Source organism: Streptomyces sp. NPDC006372 (assembly GCF_040612515.1).
In the GTDB taxonomy this organism is placed as follows: domain Bacteria; phylum Actinomycetota; class Actinomycetes; order Streptomycetales; family Streptomycetaceae; genus Streptomyces.
Genome location: NZ_JBEXQJ010000002.1, coordinates 133639 through 150361 on the forward strand (window position 1 = coordinate 133639; position 16723 = coordinate 150361).

Sequence of the window (16723 nt, forward strand, 5' to 3'; positions counted from 1 at the left end):
CTGAAACCGTCCACGTCCCGCCGCAGGAACTCGTCGTACAACCGACCTTCAGTGCCGAAGCCCCGATCAACGTCGAACAAACTTCGAACACAGGGCCAAACCCGTGCCCGCAGTCCGCCAAAACACGGCCGAATGCCCGTTTCCTGCGCGCGCGAAACCTGCCGAAGATTGTCGTGCCCGCGTACCGCCGGGTACAGTCGCCGCACTGCTCTGGCAGCCCCTGTTGTCGAGGCGAAAGAGAAGTTGGTGAACGACCGTCACCCGTCGGGGACCATGACCCCGGCTCCGGCTTCCGACGCCGACCCGGCGCACTATGCGTCGTACGGCACCCAGGAAGCCCAGTACGGCGACTTCACCACGTACGGCGACTACGCCGCCACCGGTTTTGACGCCACCGCCACCGGCCACACCACCGCGACCTTCGCGGCCGACCCCCTCTTCGGCGATCTGCCGGACAGCGGTCAGCACACGGGCTCGTACGACACCGGCCACTGGCCCACCGGCACCCACGAGAACGTGCACTACGACGCGTACGCGGCCCAGCACCACGCCGCCTACGACACCGGCGTGTACGACACGACGAGCTGGACGACAGGGCAGCCGCTCTCGGTCATCCCGCCGCAGGCCTCCTCCCCGGACGCGACCGGGCAGTGGGACACCGGCGCCTGGCACCAGCCCGACCAGTCCGGCAACCCGGCCGACCAGACCCAGCAGTGGGACTGGGGCACGCAGGCTTTCGACACAGGCGCCTACGACGCCACCCAGTGGAACTCCGACGGCACCGCCGCGACGGCCCCCGAGGCGTACGAGCAGCACGGCGAGACCTTCGACCAGCACGAGACCGCGACGTTCGAGCAGGTCGGCTACGACGAATCCACCGGCGCCCTCCACCTCGACCCCGCCACGGACGGCGATGAGCCGGCGGCCACCGGTGAACTGCCCACCGTGGCCCCCCTCCTGGACGGCCAGGAGGAGGCCTCCCCGCCCCCGGGCTCACGGGCGGCCTCCCGCGCCGCGTCCCGTTCCCGCCGCCGTACGCCCCCCAAGCGCTCGGCGCTGATGACCATCGCGGTGCCTTCCGCGTGCGTGATGGGCGTCGCCGGGATCGCCGCGGCCTCCGTCGGCAGCCTCACCGAGGACAGCGCCGCGGAGGCGCACACGACCGCGGCGGACGCGCAGCCGGTCAAACCGGCCGCCGCCAACAACAAGCTCGACACCCAGCTGCAGAGCCTCTCCGCCGGAGCCGACGACTTCGCCGACCGGGCCAGCCGTACGCAGGAGCGCATCGACCTCAAGGCCCAGCAGGCGGCGGAGCGGAAGCGTGCGGCTGAGGAGGCGGCCCGCAAGGAGCGGCTGCGCCCGAAGTTCGCCATGCCGGTCGCCCGCCACGGACTCAGCGCTCAGTACGGCCAGTCCGGCATCAACTGGATGTCCCTGCACACCGGCATCGACTTCCCCGTCTCGTACGGCACGACCGTGATGGCCGCGACCGACGGCACCGTCCGCACCCAGTGGAACAGCGCGTACGGCAACATGCTGATCCTGACCGCGAAGGACGGCACGGAGACGTGGTACTGCCACCTCTCCACCTACACGGTCCCCTCCGGTACGTCCGTGAAGGCCGGCGATCCGATCGCGCGCTCCGGCAACTCCGGCAACTCGACCGGCCCTCATCTGCACTTCGAGGTGCGCCCGGCCGGCGGCTCACCGATCGACCCGCTCCCGTGGCTGCGCAGCCACGGCGTCGACCCGACGTAACGTCTCAGCAGCCCCCGCCGCGTGTGCGAGCGGGGGCCGGCATCCGACCGGGCTAGAGCTTCTCCACCGGCGCGTACCGCAGCAGCAGCCGTTTCGGCTTGGTGTCCCCGAAGTCGATCGTCGCCTCGGCGTTCGCGCCCGTGCCCTTGACCGCGACGACGGTTCCGAGCCCGAACTGGTCATGTGTGACGCGGTCGCCCACCGCCAGCGCCACGACCGGCTTCTCGGAGGTCCGGCGAGTGGCGAAACCGGAGGCGCCCGAGGCCGACGAACGCGAGCGGGACGACGACAGCGAGGCCGCCACCGCCGAGACCGGCCCGGAGGACGCGGGCGCGGTCGCTCCGGTCCGCTTCCACTCCATGTGGGCCGGCGGGATCTCCTCCAGGAACCGGGAGGGCGGGTTGTACGACGGCTGGCCCCAGGCGCTGCGCATCGTCGACCGCGTCAGGTACAGCCGTTCCCGGGCACGGGTGATGCCGACGTAGGCCAGGCGGCGCTCCTCCTCCAGCTCCTTGGTCTGGCCGAGGGCGCGCATGTGCGGGAAGACGCCGTCCTCCATGCCGGTGAGGAAGACGACCGGGAACTCCAGGCCCTTGGCGGTGTGCAGGGTCATCAGCGTGATGACGCCGTCGCCGTCCTCCTCGTCGGGGATCTGGTCGGAGTCGGCGACCAGCGCGACCTGCTCGAGGAAGTCCGAAAGGGAGGGCTGTTCGTCCTCGCCGCGCTCCTGCTCGAACTCCATGGCGACGGCGGCGAGCTCCTGGAGGTTCTCGATCCGGGTCTCGTCCTGCGGGTCGGTGGAGGCCTGCAACTCGGCGAGGTACCCGGTGCGCTCCAGCACGGCCTCCAGCACGGTGGCCGGTCCGGCGCCGGACTCGACGATCGTGCGGAGGTCCTCCATCAGCGCGTTGAACCGCCTGACCGCGTTGGTGGAGCGCGCGGCCATGCCGTACGCCTCGTCGACGCGCTTCAGGGCCTGCGGGAAGCTGATCCTCTCGCGCTGGGAGAGGGCGTCGATCATCGCCTCTGCACGGTCGCCGATGCCCCGCTTGGGGACGTTGAGGATCCGGCGCAGCGGCACCGAGTCCTCCGGGTTGGCCAGCACGCGCAGGTAGGCCAGGACGTCCCGGACCTCCTTGCGTTCGTAGAAGCGGACACCGCCGACGACCTTGTAGGGCAGTCCGACGCGGATGAAGATCTCTTCGAAGACACGGGACTGGGCGTTGGTGCGGTAGAAGACGGCGACGTCGCCCGCCTTCGCCTCGCCCGCGTCGGTCAGACGGTCTATCTCTTCGGCGACGAACTGCGCCTCGTCGTGCTCGGTGTCGGCGACGTACCCGGTGATCTGCGCACCGGTGCCCGCGTTGGTCCACAGGTTCTTGGGGCGGCGGGACTCGTTGCGCTCGATGACCGCGTTGGCGGCGCTCAGGATGGTCTGCGTGGAGCGGTAGTTCTGCTCGAGCAGGATCGTCGTCGCGTCCGGGTAGTCCTCCTCGAACTGGAGGATGTTGCGGATCGTCGCCCCGCGGAAGGCGTAGATCGACTGGTCGGCGTCACCCACCACGCACAGCTCGGCGGGCGGTACGTCATCCGGTCCCGGCGGTACGTCGACGGGATGCTCGGAGGTGCCGACGAGTTCCCGGACGAGGGCGTACTGGGCGTGGTTGGTGTCCTGGTACTCGTCCACCAGCACGTGCCGGAAGCGGCGGCGGTAGTGCTCGGCGACGTCCGGGAAGGCGCGCAGCAGGTTGACCGTCGTCATGATCAGGTCGTCGAAGTCGAGGGCGTTGGCCTCGCGCAGTCGCGACTGGTACATGGCGTAGGCCTGGGCGAGGGTCTTCTCGAAGCCGTCGGTGGCCTGGGCGGCGAAGTCCTCCTCGTCGATCAGCTCGTTCTTCAGGTTGCTGATCTTGGCGCTGAACGACTTCGGCGGGAAGCGCTTGGGGTCGAGGTCCAGATCGCGGCAGACCAGGGCCATCAGACGCTTGGAGTCGGCGGCGTCGTAGATCGAGAAGGAGGACGTGAAACCGAGCTTCTTGCTCTCCCGGCGCAGGATGCGCACGCACGCGCTGTGGAAGGTCATCACCCACATCGCGTTCGCGCGCGGGCCCACGAGCTGCTCGACGCGCTCCTTCATCTCGCCCGCGGCCTTGTTGGTGAAGGTGATCGCGAGGATCTGGCCCGGGTGGACGTCCCGCTCGGCGAGCAGGTGGGCGATGCGGTGCGTGAGCACGCGGGTCTTGCCGGAGCCGGCACCGGCCACGATGAGCAGCGGGGAACCGGAGTGGACGACGGCGGCGCGCTGGTTGTCGTTCAGCCCCTCCAGGAGGGCGGCGGTGTCCACCACCGGGCGGGGGGCGCCGTCCCGGTAGTACGTGTCCCGGTCCGGCGGTACGTCGAACTTCCCGCCGAACAGATCGTCCGGAACCGGCTCCGGTACGTGATCGCCCTCGGGCGGCGGCGGGGGCTCGTCCGCGGGGCCCCGCTGGGCCTGGAGGTCCGCCAGGAAGCTGTCGTCAAAGAGGCTGCTCATCGCTCTCCGAGTCTAGGGCGCCCCACTGACAGCCCGCCGCCGCCCTGAGAACATCGCCGGAACGACCCGCCCGTCACCCTTCAGGACCGGGCGATCACGCCCCGCGACGATCGGCATAATTCCGGACGATTGACGATCAATCCTCACGAGTAGATCACTTTCAGCAACGCTCCGGGATAAGGTCACGAAAATGTATCGGGCATATCACCCATCAACCTTCACAAGGGCCACACGAGTTGGCTACCGTGCGGGCAGGCCGTACGACCCCCACCGGCGAACGTCGCCGGGCCGCGCGGCCTCCGCCGAGTCCGGCGCGCCGTAGCGGCAGCCGGAGCCGGGGACCCACCGAGACCTTGGGGTGAATCGGCCCGACCCCTTCGGGGATGGCCGTAGGGCAACCCTTCCGAACCACCCGCCCGAACCCGACAGCTAACCCGGTAGGCGGAGCACGGAAGGAGTCGCCTCCCTTGGCGTCGCACCGCAAGTCGCGTCCCTCTGGTACGCGCGTAGCAGGCATACGGACCCCCGCCCTCGCGACGGCGGCCCTCACCTCCGTGGCCCTGCTGTCCCAGTCGGCCAACGCCGCCCCCGAGGCCGACGACAAGCCGAGCCTCGAGGAAGTCGAGAAGAAGGTCGACGACCTGTACCGCCAGGCCGAGTCGGCGACCGAGAAGTACAACTCGGCCAAGGAGAAGACCACCAAACAGCGCAAGCGCGTCGACACCCTCCTCGACGACGTGGCACAGCGCACCCAGAAGCTCAACGAGGCCCGCGAGGAGCTCGGCTCCTTCGCCGCGGCCCAGTACCGCACCGGCGCCTCCGCCCCGGACACGGCGACGTTCCTGCTGGCGGACACCCCGCAGGACTACTTCGACCAGACCCAGCTGATGGACCGGATGACCGGCCGTCAGAAGGTGGCGGTCGACGACTTCGTCACCCAGCAGTCCGAGACGATGAAGAAGCGCAAGGAGGCCACCGAGAGCCTCGAGACGCTCACCGAGTCGCAGAGCGACCTGAAGACGGCCAAGTCCACCGTCCAGCGGAAGCTGGCCGACGCCCGCGACCTGCTGTCGAAGCTGACGGCCGAGGAGAAGGCGCGGCTCGCGGCGATCGAGAAGAAGAAGCAGGAAGAGGCCGCACGCAAGGCCGAAGAGCTGGCCCGGCAGCAGGCGGCGCAGCAGAAGGCGCGGGAGGAGGCCGCCGCCCAGCAGCAGGAGAGCGGTACCTCGTCGTCCTCGGACTCGTCCTCCTCCTCGGCCCCCGCCGACTCCTCGTACGCCACCAAGGCCGACAAGGCGCTCGCCTTCGCCCGCGCCCAGATCGGCAAGCCGTACGTGTGGGGAGCCGTCGGCCCCGGCTCCTACGACTGCTCCGGCCTCACCCAGGCCGTGTGGAAGGCCGCGGGTGTCACCCTGCCGCGCACGACCTACGACCAGGTCAACGCCGGCACCACGGTCCCCGTCTCCCAGGCGCTCCCCGGTGACCTGGTCTTCTTCTACGACGACGTCACCCACGTCGGCATCTACATCGGCAACGGCATGATGATCCACGCCCCGAAGCCCGGCGCCTACGTGCGCGAGGAGTCGATCTACTACGACGGCGCGTCGGCGATCCACAGCGTGGTGCGGCCGGCCTGAGGGTCCGGCCCGAAAGACCCCAGAGACCCCAGAGGCCCCGGAGGTCCCGGAGGTCCCGGAGGTCCCGGAGGTCCCGGCCCGAGAGGTCTCCCACGTTTTTGAGGGGCACGCGCGCGTGCCCCTCTCGTAACGTGCGCGTCGCTGCCTAGCATCGGCGCTATGTCCGGTCCCTCCCCCTTCGCCACCCTGTGGGCGATGTACGCGCTGGCGACCGGCACGTTGTCGGTCGGTCTCGACTCGGCGGGGTACGAGGTCCTCTCCCGTATCACCCTCCTCCTGGCCTGCGGGGCCTGGCTGGTGTCGGTCGCGGATGTCCTCCGGCGGACGACCTGGCGGACGGAGACGCCTGTCGCGGTCACGGTCCTGGCGTCGACCGCCCTCCTCGGCACCGGTTTCTCCGCGGCCGGCCGGGAGGCGCTCGCCGAGGCGCTGCTGGCGGTCTCCGCCGTGCTCTGGGCCGCGCTGCTCGTCGTAGAGGACAAGGAGCGGGGCGGAACCGCGTTCCTGCGCTGTGTGGTCACCCAGGGGCTCGCCGTGCTCGCCGCCACGCTCGCCGCGGCCGCGTCGGCGGCCTGGCTCGCTCAGGCGGCCCTGGTGGTCTTCTGGCTAGGGCTGCTGCTGTGCGGCCTCGCTCTGCCCCGTTCAGACCCGCGACAGGTGGCCAGGGGGGCCGGGGACCACTGGCTGGGCGGCGGCGCGCTCGCCGTCTCGGCCCTCGCCGGGGCGAAGCTCCTCAGCGCCGACAGCGCACGCCTGTATCTGTGGAACGACGAGAACCGGAGCGTCCTGCGCACGACCACCGTCACGCTGCTCGTGCTCGCACTGACCTGCTGTGTCGCCCTGGTCGTCGCCGAAGTCGTGTGGCCCCGGCACCGCTACGACGTGCGGCGCTGGGCGACCGTGTTCGGCGCGGCCGCGTCGGCGACGGCCACCCTCGCCGTCGCCGCCGCCCTCGACGTCACGTGGCTGGACGACCTGGGGGAGGCACTGTTGTGGATCGCGGTGGCGGCGTGGCTCGGGTGCGCCGCCTGGACGGTTGACTCGGCCCGGGCCGGCGACCGGCCCGGCGGGGTCAGGTCCAGAGCACGGCGATGAAGACGTTCGCCGCGGTCAGCGCCCCGACCAGGCCGAACAGGCCCTTGTCCACCTTCTCGTCGTCCCGTTTCACGTAGACCAGGCCGAGGATCACGATCAGCAGGGCCAGCTTCACGCCGATCTTCACGTTGTTCACGGACTGGTCGTCGGCCTGGTTGAGGCCGACCAGGATCACCCCGGTGACCAGCATCGTCAGCGCGCCGTGCAGCATCGCGGGGGCGTAGCGGGCGGTGCCCTCGCCCATCGCCTTCATCTGGGTGAGGAAACCGCCCAGGAGCGACGCGATGCCGATGATGTGGAGGCCGACGACGAGGTGGATGAGTATGTCCATGAGGCCGGAGCCTAATGAGGGGCCCAGGAGCCGCCCGACACCGGCCCGTCTCCTGCATATATGCGCCCCATAGCACCCGGCCGCCGTCCTTCGCCCGTGGTTTCGGCGCATCGGTCATCACGCTGAGTCAAGGCGGCGGCGCCGGGGTGAGATCGCGACCACATACGGTCACCGTCGGTCCTCTCGGGACACTTCCGCGCACCCGCCACCGGCCCACCGCGGCGAGGTTTAGCGTCCTCCTCCAGGTGACCGGCTCCCCACCGCCGCCCGGGCCAGGGGCGGCAGTCGGGCACCACCGCCGAGAAGGTCCGGCGGCGGTCCGCTTCCCCTGTGCGGGCCGTCGCCGGACGCGCAGGCCGCCCGTCCGCTCCCCCAGGCGGCCGCACGCACCCACCGGCGGTCGAGGAAAGGACGTGGCCTTCAGGTGGCAGCGCACCGCAAGCCCCGCCAGCGCTCGGCGAGCGGCAACACGGCCCGTACGGCCGCCACGATCGCCCTCGCCGGCGCGGCGACCGCGACGGGCTTCGACGGCACCGGACACGCCGAGCCACAGCTCACTCCCGGTCAGGTCAAGTCCCGGGTGGACGAGCTGTACCGGGAGGCGGAGGCCGCCACCGAGAAGTACAACGGCGCGCAGGAGAAGGCCGAGGCGGCCGGACAGCGGCTGAAGGACCTCCAGGACCGGGCGGCCCGCAAGGAGGACCGGCTCAACACGGCCCGCGAGGCCCTGGGTTCCGTCGCCGCCGCGCAGTACCGCGAAGGCGGCCTCGACCCCGCGCTGCGGCTCGCCCTGTCCGACGATCCCGACCGGTACCTCGAGAACGCCGAGTTCGTCGAGCGGACCGGCAACCGGCAGAAGGCCGCCGTCGCGCGCGTACGCGAGCAGCTCCGCGAGATCGAGCAGCTGCGCGGGGCCGCCCACATCGAGCTGACCTCGCTGAAGTCGCGGCAGCAGGAGCTGAAACGGCACAAGAAGACGATCAGCGCCAAACTGGGCTCCGCACGGCAGCTGCTGTCCCGGCTCAGCGCGCAGGAACGTTCCAGGATCGGTGAGGCGCCGGGCACGGACCGCGCCTCACGCTCCTCGACCGGCCCACGCGACACCCTCACGGCCCTTGGATCCGCCGCGTCCCAGGCGCCCAACTCCCGTGCGGCCGCCGCCGTGTCCTACGCCCATCAGAAGCTCGGCAGCCCCTACGTCTGGGGCGCGACCGGCCCGAACGCCTTCGACTGCTCGGGCCTCGTCCAGGCCGCCTACCGCTCCGCGGGCGTCTCGCTGCCCCGCACCACGTACTCCCAGATCGACGCCGGACGCCGGGTCTCCCGCTCCGAACTCCTCCCCGGTGACCTCGTGTTCTACTACGCCGGCATCAGCCACGTCGGCATCTACGTGGGCAACGGCCGGATGATCCACGCCCCGAATCCCTCCGCCCCGGTACGGGTCGCCCCGCTCGACGAGATGCCGTTCGTGGGCGCCACCCGGGTGGTGTGAGAGGGCCGCCGCCCGTGACCGGCCGACAGCAGATGCCCGGGCTTACGCCTCACACCAGCCGTCGCGCCGTCGCCCACCGCGTCAGCTCGTGCCGGTTGGAGAGCTGGAGCTTGCGCAGGACCGCCGAGACATGCGACTCGACCGTCTTCACCGAGATGAACAGCTGTTTGGCGATCTCCTTGTACGCGTAGCCCCGGGCGATGAGCCGCAGCACCTCCCGCTCGCGCTGGGTCAGGCGGTCCAGGTCCTCGTCGACCGGCGGCGCGTCCGTGGAGGCGAAGGCGTCGAGGACGAACCCGGCCAGCCGCGGCGAGAAGACCGCGTCGCCCTCCTGCACCCGGAAGACGGAGTCGACGAGATCCGTACCGGTGATCGTCTTGGTGACGTACCCACGGGCCCCGCCGCGGATCACGCCGATCACGTCCTCCGCCGCGTCCGACACGGACAGGGCGAGGAAACGGACGGGGCGCTCGGCGTCGGCCATCAACGCGGCACAGCGGCGCAGCACTTCGACGCCGCCGCCACCGGGCAGGTGCACGTCGAGGAGAACCACCTCGGGCCGGGTCGCCGTGATGACCGTGACCGCCTGGTCGACGTCCGCTGCCTCGCCGACGACCTCGACACCGGTCTGCTCGGTCTGCCCTATCTCGGCCTGGACCCCCGTGCGGAACATGCGGTGGTCGTCCACGAGGACCACGCGCACGCGACGCCCGCCGGTGCCGCCGCCCGCGTCCACGGGCCCGGCCCCCTCCGCCGATCCCGCCGTACCGTTCGCCTCGGTCGGGTCGCTCATGACGTCTTCTCCGCCCTCTCCATCTCCAGCTCGACCTCCGTGCCGCCGTCCGGCACCGCGCGAAGCCGCGCCGTGCCGCCGTTGCGCTCCATGCGGCCGATGATCGATTCTCTGACACCCATCCGGTCGGCGGGTATCGAGTCGAGATCGAAGCCGGGGCCGCGATCCCGGACGGACACGAAGACCGTCTTCCCCTCGACCTCGGCGTAGACCTGTACGGCGCCGCCCTCGCCACCGTACTTGGCGGCGTTCACCATCGCTTCTCGCGCGGCCTGCATCTGTGCGCCGACCCTCTCGTCGAGCGGGCAGTCGCCCACGACCACGACCTCGATGGGCACACCGTGCTTGTCCTCCACCTCGGCCGCGTTGCGCCGCACGGCGTCGGCGAGGGTGGTGGGCTCGTCGGCCTCGTCCTTGCCGGTGCCCTCGGGCTTGTAGAGCCAGGTGCGCAGGTCACGTTCCTGGGCGCGGGCGAGGCGGCGCACCTCGTTCGCGTTCTCCGCGTTGCGCTGGATCAGCGTGAGCGTGTGCAGTACGGAGTCGTGCACATGGGCCGCGACCTCCGCCCGCTCCTGGGCGCGGATACGCATCAGGCGCTCCTCGGAGAGGTCCTGCGTCATACGCACCAGATACGGCCCGGCGAGGAGCGTTATACCGACGAGGACCGCGAGCGCCGCCTGGAGGACGGAGCCGAGGTGAGCGGCGGAGCCCTGCATGACGAAGATGCCGGAGACACCGGCCGTCACCAGCAGCACTCCGCCCACGGCGCGCAGCAGCGTGACCGTGCGCCGTCGGCGGCCCACCTCGACCCAGCGGGCCCGGCGGGCGTTGTCCGCCTGCCGCCAGACCAGGGCGACGCCCGCGCCGACGAGCACGGCCGGCCAGAGGTAGGCCCTGGCCCCGCCGCTGAGGTTGACGTTGCCCACGAAGACCATGGCCACGACGACCATGAGGAGCAGGGCCACCATCTGGCCCTTGTCCGGTCTGCGGGCGACGAGTCTGCGGCGGCCGTCCGGCGAGGTCTCCGAGGTGACCAGCGACGGCGGCTTCTGCGTCTCGACTCCGCCGACGCCGAGCGGGACGAAGAACCAGAAGGCGGCGTACAGCAGCGCACCGAGGCCGTCGGCCATGAAGAGGCCGACGAAGACGAGCCGAACCCAGATCACGGGCAGCCCGAGGTGCCCGGCGAGCCCCCGCGCCACCCCACCGAGCCAGCGTCCGTCACTGCTGCGGTAGAGCTTGCGCGGCGGCCGCGGTTCGGCGAGTGGCGCTGCTGCGGCTTCCGACATGCCATTGATGGTCACACGGCCGGAAGAGGGGAGCATCAGGGTCGGCCCCGGAGACTCCCCTGATCTCCGGAAACCGTCCGGTCGAACGCTTCCCGAGCCGTCCCTCAGGGCCGATATCAGGGTCCGGCCAGGGTCGTTCCGACTGCCGCCGCGGCACCGCGCCCGTCACCATGGACCCATGACCGATCACGAGCACGCCGCGACGGGTCCGGGACCCGGCTCCGGCCCGCGCCCCGCACCGGGCGCCGGGCCGCAGGATGCCGCGCCCGCCGCGGGCACCGCGCCCACGGACTCCCCCGCGCCCCCGAGCGCACACGGGCGCGCGGACGCGGGTGAAGAGAGGGGAGCGCCCGACGCGGCGGGTCCGGCCGGGGACGTCACCGCGTCCGGGCTGCCCCGGAAATTCCGGCGCGACCGCCACCACAAGACACTGGCCGGTGTCTGCGCCGGGCTCGGGCGGCAGTGCGACATGGACCCGGTGATCTTCCGGATCACCCTCGCGGTGCTCTCCGCCACCGGCGGCATAGGTCTCCTCTTCTACGGCTTCGCCTGGCTCTTCGTCCCGTACGACGACGAGGACGAGAACGAGGTGCGCAAGCTGCTGACGGGCCGTGTCGACGGCCAGGCCCTCACGGCCGTGCTGTTCGCGCTGGTCGGCTGCGGGGTGTTCCTGACCCTGCTGAACAACGGCGGGGTGCTGACCTTCGCCGTCGTCCTCTCCCTCCTCCTCGCCGGCGCGGGTTACTGGTCCCGCCGGCGCGACGCCCCCGGCCCCGACCCGCTGGCCGCCCAGGCCGTCGCCGACGCGCCGCCGGAGCCCCAGGCGCCGCCGGTGCCCGCCGCCTTCCCCTCCTGGTGGCGCGACCCCATCGTCAAGGACGGCAGGCACTTCGGCGGCACCGGCTATCTGTGGGGCCCCCGCGAGTACCGCGATGTCGATGTCGCGGCAGCCATCAGCATCAGCCTCGGCCTCGTACCGGGCGACCGCCAGGACATACCCGCTGCGCACACCCGGCCGTCCAAGCCGCGCGCCCCCCGCTCGATCGGCGGCTGGATCTTCCTGCTGGCGGTGTTCGCCGGCTCCATGGGGACGAGCCTCACCTGGGACGAGCACCCCCTCGGCACCAGCCTGCAGACCGGTCTGGCCTGCGCGCTCGCCGTCTTCGGCCTGGGTATCGCCGTCAGTGCCTTCCTGGGGCGGACCGGCGCGGGCTCGATTCTCCTGGCGATCGTCACGGCGGGTCTGCTCGCGGGTTCGGCGGCACTGCCCAAGGACATCGGCACCCAGTGGAACCGCACGACCTGGCAGCCGGCCACGGCGGCGGACGTACGGGACTGGTATGAGCTGGGCACCGGCGTCGGCACCCTGGACCTGACCCGGCTGGACCTGACCGGACGACAGACCGTGACGACGGGGGCCGATGTGGGCGTGGGCCGGGTGAAGGTGCTCGTGCCCGCGGACGTGACGGTGCGGCTGAACGTCGACGTAGGGGTCGGAGACCTCCAGCTGCCGGGCGACGACCCGAAGGACGTGGACGTGAAACCGGGCCGGCACAAGGAGATAACCCTCTCCCCCGCCCAGAGCGTCAAGAAGTCCGGCACGATCGACCTGAACCTCCAGGTCGGCATGGGACAGGCGGAGGTGACCCGTGCTGCGTCATGAGCTCCAGCCCGGAAAGCTGGTCGCCGGCCTCGTCCTCATCGCGGCGGGCGTCCTCTACGCGGGGGATGCGAGCGGCGCCTGGGAGACGCCCTGGTTCGTGGCGATTCCCCTGGTCACGGGTGGGCTGTGCCTGGCCGGCGTGGTGGCGTTCCTGACGGGCCGCATACGCCGACGGCGCTCGGTGGGCCGCACCACGGCCGACGAGCCGGGCCCGGACATGGCCGGCTGACAGCGAGCCACACGCGCCGGCCGCCGTCGGGGCGCTGTCAGTAGCCTGCCCGCTGCCGTCGTCGCGACCGCAGTGCGGCATCCATGGAGAGCAGGGGTGCGCCCGCCAGGACGAGGGGGATCCAGGCCATGAGGTAGGCGAGGTCGTTGCCGTAGTAGTACGGGTCGGAGGCCCAGCTCACGGTGAGCCACAGACTGAGGGAGATCAGTGCACCGCCGAGTGCGGCCAGACGGGCGAGCAGCCCGAGCAGGGTGCCGATGCCCACGGCCAGTTCTCCGAAGGCGATGGCGTAGCCGAAGCCGACAGGGTTCTTCAGGGAGAGGTCGACCAGGGCGGGGATGGCGGAGGAGTCGCGAACGGAACGCATCATGTCGCCGATCGAGCCCGCACCGGCGTCCTTCATGAAGGCGCTGTCCGTGAGTTTGTCCAAGCCGGCGTAGATGAAGGTGACGCCGAGGAAGATACGCAGAGGGAGGAGGGCGTAGCGGGCGGCGCTGTCACGCCGGCCTCCGTCGCCGTGGTGATAGGAGGAGTACGTGTCCGTCCGCATACTGTGAGTCACCGCCGCTAGCCGCCTCTCGCCCGCCGATGCCGAGCCCCCTCAGAGAACCATACGTATGACGAACCGACCCCGCTCAATCCTGTTGCTGCGGCTTTTGCTGACTTGCCCGGTCGGGCCGTAGGTGCGAGCCGTCCGACCGGGGTTCCGGCGCCCCGGCCGGTGCCGGAGCCCACCTTCACTCCGTCACATCTTCATTCCGTCACATCGACCGCGTACCGATTCGTCTCGGCTCCGGCCGCCGTGACCACCTGCACCTCCACCCGCCCGGGCTCCACGTCGGCCGGCACCGGCACCGTCAGCACCGTGTCCGTCGGGTTGCTGAAGCCTCCGGGGACGGGCACCAACGGCACGTGGACGTGGACCGTGCCGACCCGGACGACCATCCGGGCCAGCCGGTCGGCGCCCTGCGCACCCGGCGGCACGAACCCGGCGCCCCGGATCTCGATGTCGTCGCCCGTACGGATCGGCGCGTCCAGGTCGCCGGCCTCGCGTGACCGTACGACGGAGAGGATGACCGGGCGGCCGCCCTCCGCGTACTTGCCCGCCAGGTACGTCATGGCCGACACCAGGACCACCACCGCCAGCCCCCACGGCAGGTCCGGCAAGTGGTCCGGCCGCCTGGCCAGCCGTACCGCCGCGAAGACCAGGGCGACAGCGCTGACGACGACGTACTGGATGTCGGCGAAGGTGCCGCGCCCCGCGTCGTCGGTCAGCAGGTCGGCCGCTCGCGGGCGGTCGGCGCGTACCTTCTGCAGCCGTTGACTCAGCACCCGCAGTCCGACCACCCGCCGCACGAGGACGGCGATCCCGCACACCACGGCCAGCACGGTCACGACCCCGGCGCCGCGGGCGAGTTCCAGCCCGGAGACGAGCGCGTCCCGCTCCTCGGGCCGGGAGGCGGCGGCCAGCCGTCCCGCGAGGACGAGCACCGAGTAGGCCACGAAGAGCACCCATGCCGCGGCGACCGTACGGGAGGTGGACAGACGGTGGTCCTCACCGATCACGGGAGCGAGCGCGCCGCCCTTCGCGCGGTGGAACCACGACGCCGCCGTCAGCGCAACGGCGACGGCCAGCGCGGCGGCCAGCCCGGCCGTTCGTGCCGCCGTCCAGCCCGCGCCGACGGCCGTGAGGGACTGCCCGAGCAGCAACAGCACGACGGCCGCCCAGACCGTACCCGCGGTGCGGCCCCACAGACCTGTCAGCCAGGCCTGGCCCTCGGCGCGTCCGCGCTCGGCGACGAGTCCCGCGGACTGCGCCAGCTCCTCCGAGACCCACTGGCGGGAAGCGGAGGCGGAGTGGGCCACCGCGGCCGGCAGGCCCTGCCCGGCGGCGAACTCGTCGCGTCTGCGCAGGAACGCGGCGACAGCCCGCCGATGCCCCTCACGCGCCCCGTGCGGGCAGTCCCCGCAGGTGCACCCTCCTCCGTGCTCCCCGCCGGGCGCATCGCCGTGCCCGCCCGGGTAACCGCTCACAGCACCACCGGAGTACCCGCCCGCGGCCCCACCGGAATAGCCACCGCCGAGGCCATCGGCGTACCGACCCGCATACGCTCCGACACCCGTCCCCGCATCCGCGTACGCGCCCGCATCCGCGCCACCCTGTCCCGCCTCGCGCACCGCCACGCCCGACGCCCGCCTTCCCGCGACCCCATCACCGCCGGCCTTCCGGACCCCGGAAACACCGCTGTGCAACTCCCGTGCGACGAAAGCGAATTGTGCCCTATACCACCCGGTCCACGACCGTCCCCGTGGTCAGCACGAGTGAAGTTCGGCGTGCCGTGTTGACCTGACTGCAGAAATCCCCATATGGCCGAGACCATCCAGCAGCGCCGCCCAGCCCAGCCCAGCAGCGCCGCCCGCCCAGCACAGCCGCCTAGCTGAGCAGGTCCGGCTCGCTCCGGCTGACCTCCTGCCACATCGGCTGGTAGTTGATCCACGCCACCAGGTCGCCGCCCAGCTGCTCCCGTGTCGCCACCGCCATCCGGTGGTCGATCCGGAACGGGCGCCCGGCGGCCTGCGCCGTCAGCTGCACCTGGCAGGAGCGTTCCATCGACACGAACCACCAGGCCGCCGCGTCCACCGAGTCGCCGACGGTCAGCAGCCCGTGGTTGCGCAGCACGAGCGCCTTGCGGGAGCCCAGCGCGGCCGCGATGCGCCGCCCTTCCTCGGCGTCGACGGCAACGCCCGTGTACGAGTCGTACAAAGTGTGGTCCTCGTAGAAGGCACAGCTCTCCTGGGTGATCGGCTCCAGCAGCTCGCCGAGCGTGGAGAGCGCCCGGCCGTGCACCGAGTGGCAGTGGGCGACGGCGACGACGTCGGGACGGGCGGCGTGCACCTGGGCGTGCACGGTGAACGCCGCCTGGTTGACGTGGTAGGCGCCTTCGACGACCTGGCCGTCCTGGTTGGCGAGCACCAGGTCGCTCACGGTGACGTGCCGGAAGGGCATCCCGAAGGGGTTGACCCAGAAGCAGTCGGTGAACTCCGGGTCGCGGGCGGTGATGTGCCCGGAGACACCGTCCTCGTAGCCGAGCCGCCCGAAGATCCTGAGGGCGCCCGCCAGCCGTTCCTTGCGGTGCCGGCGTTCGTCCTCGACCGACTCGTGCATGGGCGGCATCGCGAACCGCAGCCGCTCGGTGGGCAGGGGCAGGGGCGGGGTGGGCCCGTGCATAGGTCCTCCAGCGTGTTCCACGTACGGGGCGGAAGTTACCGTCGGTGAGGCAGGGAAGAACAGAACCGTTTCGTGAAGATGGAGACGAGCGCCCCCTGAACACCCCACGCATACCCGTGTGCCCCCGGGCGCCCGGACCCCACGAATAGCCGACAGCAGATGTCGGGTTTCGGCGCCAGACTCGTCCTCATGACAGCGAACTGGGCGACCTTCGTCACCGCCGAACCCGAGCTGGCCGGTCTCGTCGAGAAGCGCTTCGGCGCCTACACGCACCACGTCCTCGCCACCCTCCGCAAGGACGGCTCGCCCCGTACCACCGGCCTGGAGGTGCGGTTCCTGGGCGGCGAACTGTGGCTCGGCATGATGCCGGACTCGCTCAAGGCCCTCGACCTGCGCCGCGACCCGCGCTTCGCGCTCCAGGCGAACCCCGGCGAGGGCACCGGCATGGGCGGGGGCGACGTCCGGATCGGCGGCCGGGCGATCGAGGTCGACGACGTGGAGACCAAGGCCGGATACGCCGAAGAGGTGGAACCGCCGGAGCCGTTCCACCTCTTCCGGACCGAGCTGACGGAGGTCGTGCGCACCTACGTCGAGGACGACAAGTACCTGGTCGTCCAGGTCTGGAAGCCCGGCACCCCCCTGCGCACGATCAAGCGCGCCTAAGAACCCTGAGG

General features: G+C 71.3%; 14 protein-coding genes and 1 riboswitch. Of the genes, 7 read left to right on the top strand and 7 right to left on the bottom strand.

Translation table 11 applies throughout. The features are described from left to right. Positions 1 to 132: 132 nt before the first annotated feature. On the top strand, positions 133 to 1758 hold the full coding sequence (locus ABZ016_RS05085) for a M23 family metallopeptidase (protein WP_356915170.1): 1626 nt from the start codon (positions 133 to 135) through the stop codon (positions 1756 to 1758). Between the two features lie 52 nt (positions 1759 to 1810). Here the strand turns inward: ABZ016_RS05085 and pcrA are convergent, their stop codons facing one another. Next, complete coding sequence (pcrA, locus tag ABZ016_RS05090) at positions 1811 to 4291, bottom strand: DNA helicase PcrA (RefSeq protein WP_356915171.1); 2481 nt, start codon at positions 4289 to 4291, stop codon at positions 1811 to 1813. 304 nt (positions 4292 to 4595) lie between these two features. Further along, positions 4596 to 4750, top strand: a riboswitch (cyclic di-AMP (ydaO/yuaA leader). Between the two features lie 8 nt (positions 4751 to 4758). On the opposite strand from pcrA, the gene ABZ016_RS05095 reads away from it, so the two are divergent. Together ABZ016_RS05095 and ABZ016_RS05100 are read left to right on the top strand one after the other, a co-directional pair. Next, a complete protein-coding gene (locus ABZ016_RS05095) occupies positions 4759 to 5928 on the top strand; it encodes an NlpC/P60 family protein (RefSeq protein WP_356915172.1) in 1170 nt (389 codons plus the stop codon). Between the two features lie 159 nt (positions 5929 to 6087). Beyond that, positions 6088 to 7023 (top strand): tellurite resistance/C4-dicarboxylate transporter family protein, encoded by a 936-nt coding sequence (locus tag ABZ016_RS05100; RefSeq protein ID WP_356915173.1) that lies wholly within the window; start codon positions 6088 to 6090, stop codon positions 7021 to 7023. Here ABZ016_RS05100 and ABZ016_RS05105 read toward each other — a convergent pair. Then, positions 7001 to 7354, bottom strand: coding sequence for a hypothetical protein (locus ABZ016_RS05105; RefSeq protein ID WP_356915174.1), 354 nt, complete (start codon positions 7352 to 7354; stop codon positions 7001 to 7003). The genes ABZ016_RS05100 and ABZ016_RS05105 overlap by 23 nt on opposite strands. A gap of 424 nt (positions 7355 to 7778) precedes the next feature. Between ABZ016_RS05105 and ABZ016_RS05110 the strand changes: the two genes are divergently transcribed. Further along, a complete protein-coding gene (locus ABZ016_RS05110; protein WP_356915175.1) occupies positions 7779 to 8846 on the top strand; it encodes an NlpC/P60 family protein in 1068 nt (355 codons plus the stop codon). Between the two features lie 49 nt (positions 8847 to 8895). Here the strand turns inward: ABZ016_RS05110 and ABZ016_RS05115 are convergent, their stop codons facing one another. Together ABZ016_RS05115 and ABZ016_RS05120 are read right to left on the bottom strand one after the other, a co-directional pair. Then, positions 8896 to 9639 carry a response regulator transcription factor gene (locus ABZ016_RS05115; protein ID WP_356915176.1) on the bottom strand — a complete coding sequence of 248 codons (744 nt, stop codon included), beginning with the start codon at positions 9637 to 9639 and terminating at the stop codon, positions 8896 to 8898. Then, on the bottom strand, positions 9636 to 10928 hold the full coding sequence (locus tag ABZ016_RS05120; protein ID WP_356915177.1) for a PspC domain-containing protein: 1293 nt from the start codon (positions 10926 to 10928) through the stop codon (positions 9636 to 9638). The genes ABZ016_RS05115 and ABZ016_RS05120 overlap by 4 nt, the downstream gene beginning before the upstream one ends. A gap of 178 nt (positions 10929 to 11106) precedes the next feature. Between ABZ016_RS05120 and ABZ016_RS05125 the strand changes: the two genes are divergently transcribed. Beyond that, on the top strand, positions 11107 to 12591 hold the full coding sequence (locus ABZ016_RS05125) for a PspC domain-containing protein (protein ID WP_356915178.1): 1485 nt from the start codon (positions 11107 to 11109) through the stop codon (positions 12589 to 12591). Then, positions 12578 to 12820: a hypothetical protein gene (locus tag ABZ016_RS05130; protein ID WP_356915179.1), complete on the top strand. Its 243-nt coding sequence runs from the start codon at positions 12578 to 12580 to the stop codon at positions 12818 to 12820. The genes ABZ016_RS05125 and ABZ016_RS05130 overlap by 14 nt, the downstream gene beginning before the upstream one ends. Positions 12821 to 12857: 37 nt before the next feature. Here ABZ016_RS05130 and ABZ016_RS05135 read toward each other — a convergent pair whose 3' ends face one another. The 3 genes from ABZ016_RS05135 to ABZ016_RS05145 all read right to left on the bottom strand — a co-directional run bounded on the left by ABZ016_RS05135 (position 12858) and on the right by ABZ016_RS05145 (position 16049). Further along, positions 12858 to 13382: a DoxX family membrane protein gene (locus ABZ016_RS05135; RefSeq protein WP_356915180.1), complete on the bottom strand. Its 525-nt coding sequence runs from the start codon at positions 13380 to 13382 to the stop codon at positions 12858 to 12860. A 191-nt stretch (positions 13383 to 13573) separates the two neighbouring features. Further along, complete coding sequence (locus ABZ016_RS05140; RefSeq protein ID WP_356915181.1) at positions 13574 to 14854, bottom strand: hypothetical protein; 1281 nt, start codon at positions 14852 to 14854, stop codon at positions 13574 to 13576. Positions 14855 to 15254: 400 nt separating this feature from the next. Beyond that, positions 15255 to 16049: a class II aldolase/adducin family protein gene (locus tag ABZ016_RS05145; protein ID WP_356915182.1), complete on the bottom strand. Its 795-nt coding sequence runs from the start codon at positions 16047 to 16049 to the stop codon at positions 15255 to 15257. Between the two features lie 189 nt (positions 16050 to 16238). On the opposite strand from ABZ016_RS05145, the gene ABZ016_RS05150 reads away from it, so the two are divergent. Beyond that, complete coding sequence (locus ABZ016_RS05150) at positions 16239 to 16712, top strand: pyridoxamine 5'-phosphate oxidase family protein (protein ID WP_356915183.1); 474 nt, start codon at positions 16239 to 16241, stop codon at positions 16710 to 16712. Positions 16713 to 16723: the final 11 nt, after the last annotated feature.

Bases quoted from the DNA above. Each gene is read 5' to 3' on its own strand.
- ABZ016_RS05085 (WP_356915170.1), top strand. From the start codon at position 133: ATGCCCGTTTCCTGCGCGCGCGAAACCTGCCGAAGATTGTCGTGCCCG.
- pcrA (WP_356915171.1), bottom strand. From the start codon at position 4,291: ATGAGCAGCCTCTTTGACGACAGCTTCCTGGCGGACCTCCAGGCCCAG.
- ABZ016_RS05100 (WP_356915173.1), top strand. From the start codon at position 6,088: ATGTCCGGTCCCTCCCCCTTCGCCACCCTGTGGGCGATGTACGCGCTG.
- ABZ016_RS05105 (WP_356915174.1), bottom strand. From the start codon at position 7,354: ATGGACATACTCATCCACCTCGTCGTCGGCCTCCACATCATCGGCATC.
- ABZ016_RS05115 (WP_356915176.1), bottom strand. From the start codon at position 9,639: ATGAGCGACCCGACCGAGGCGAACGGTACGGCGGGATCGGCGGAGGGG.
- ABZ016_RS05120 (WP_356915177.1), bottom strand. From the start codon at position 10,928: ATGTCGGAAGCCGCAGCAGCGCCACTCGCCGAACCGCGGCCGCCGCGC.
- ABZ016_RS05125 (WP_356915178.1), top strand. From the start codon at position 11,107: ATGACCGATCACGAGCACGCCGCGACGGGTCCGGGACCCGGCTCCGGC.
- ABZ016_RS05145 (WP_356915182.1), bottom strand. From the start codon at position 16,049: ATGCACGGGCCCACCCCGCCCCTGCCCCTGCCCACCGAGCGGCTGCGG.
- ABZ016_RS05150 (WP_356915183.1), top strand. From the start codon at position 16,239: ATGACAGCGAACTGGGCGACCTTCGTCACCGCCGAACCCGAGCTGGCC.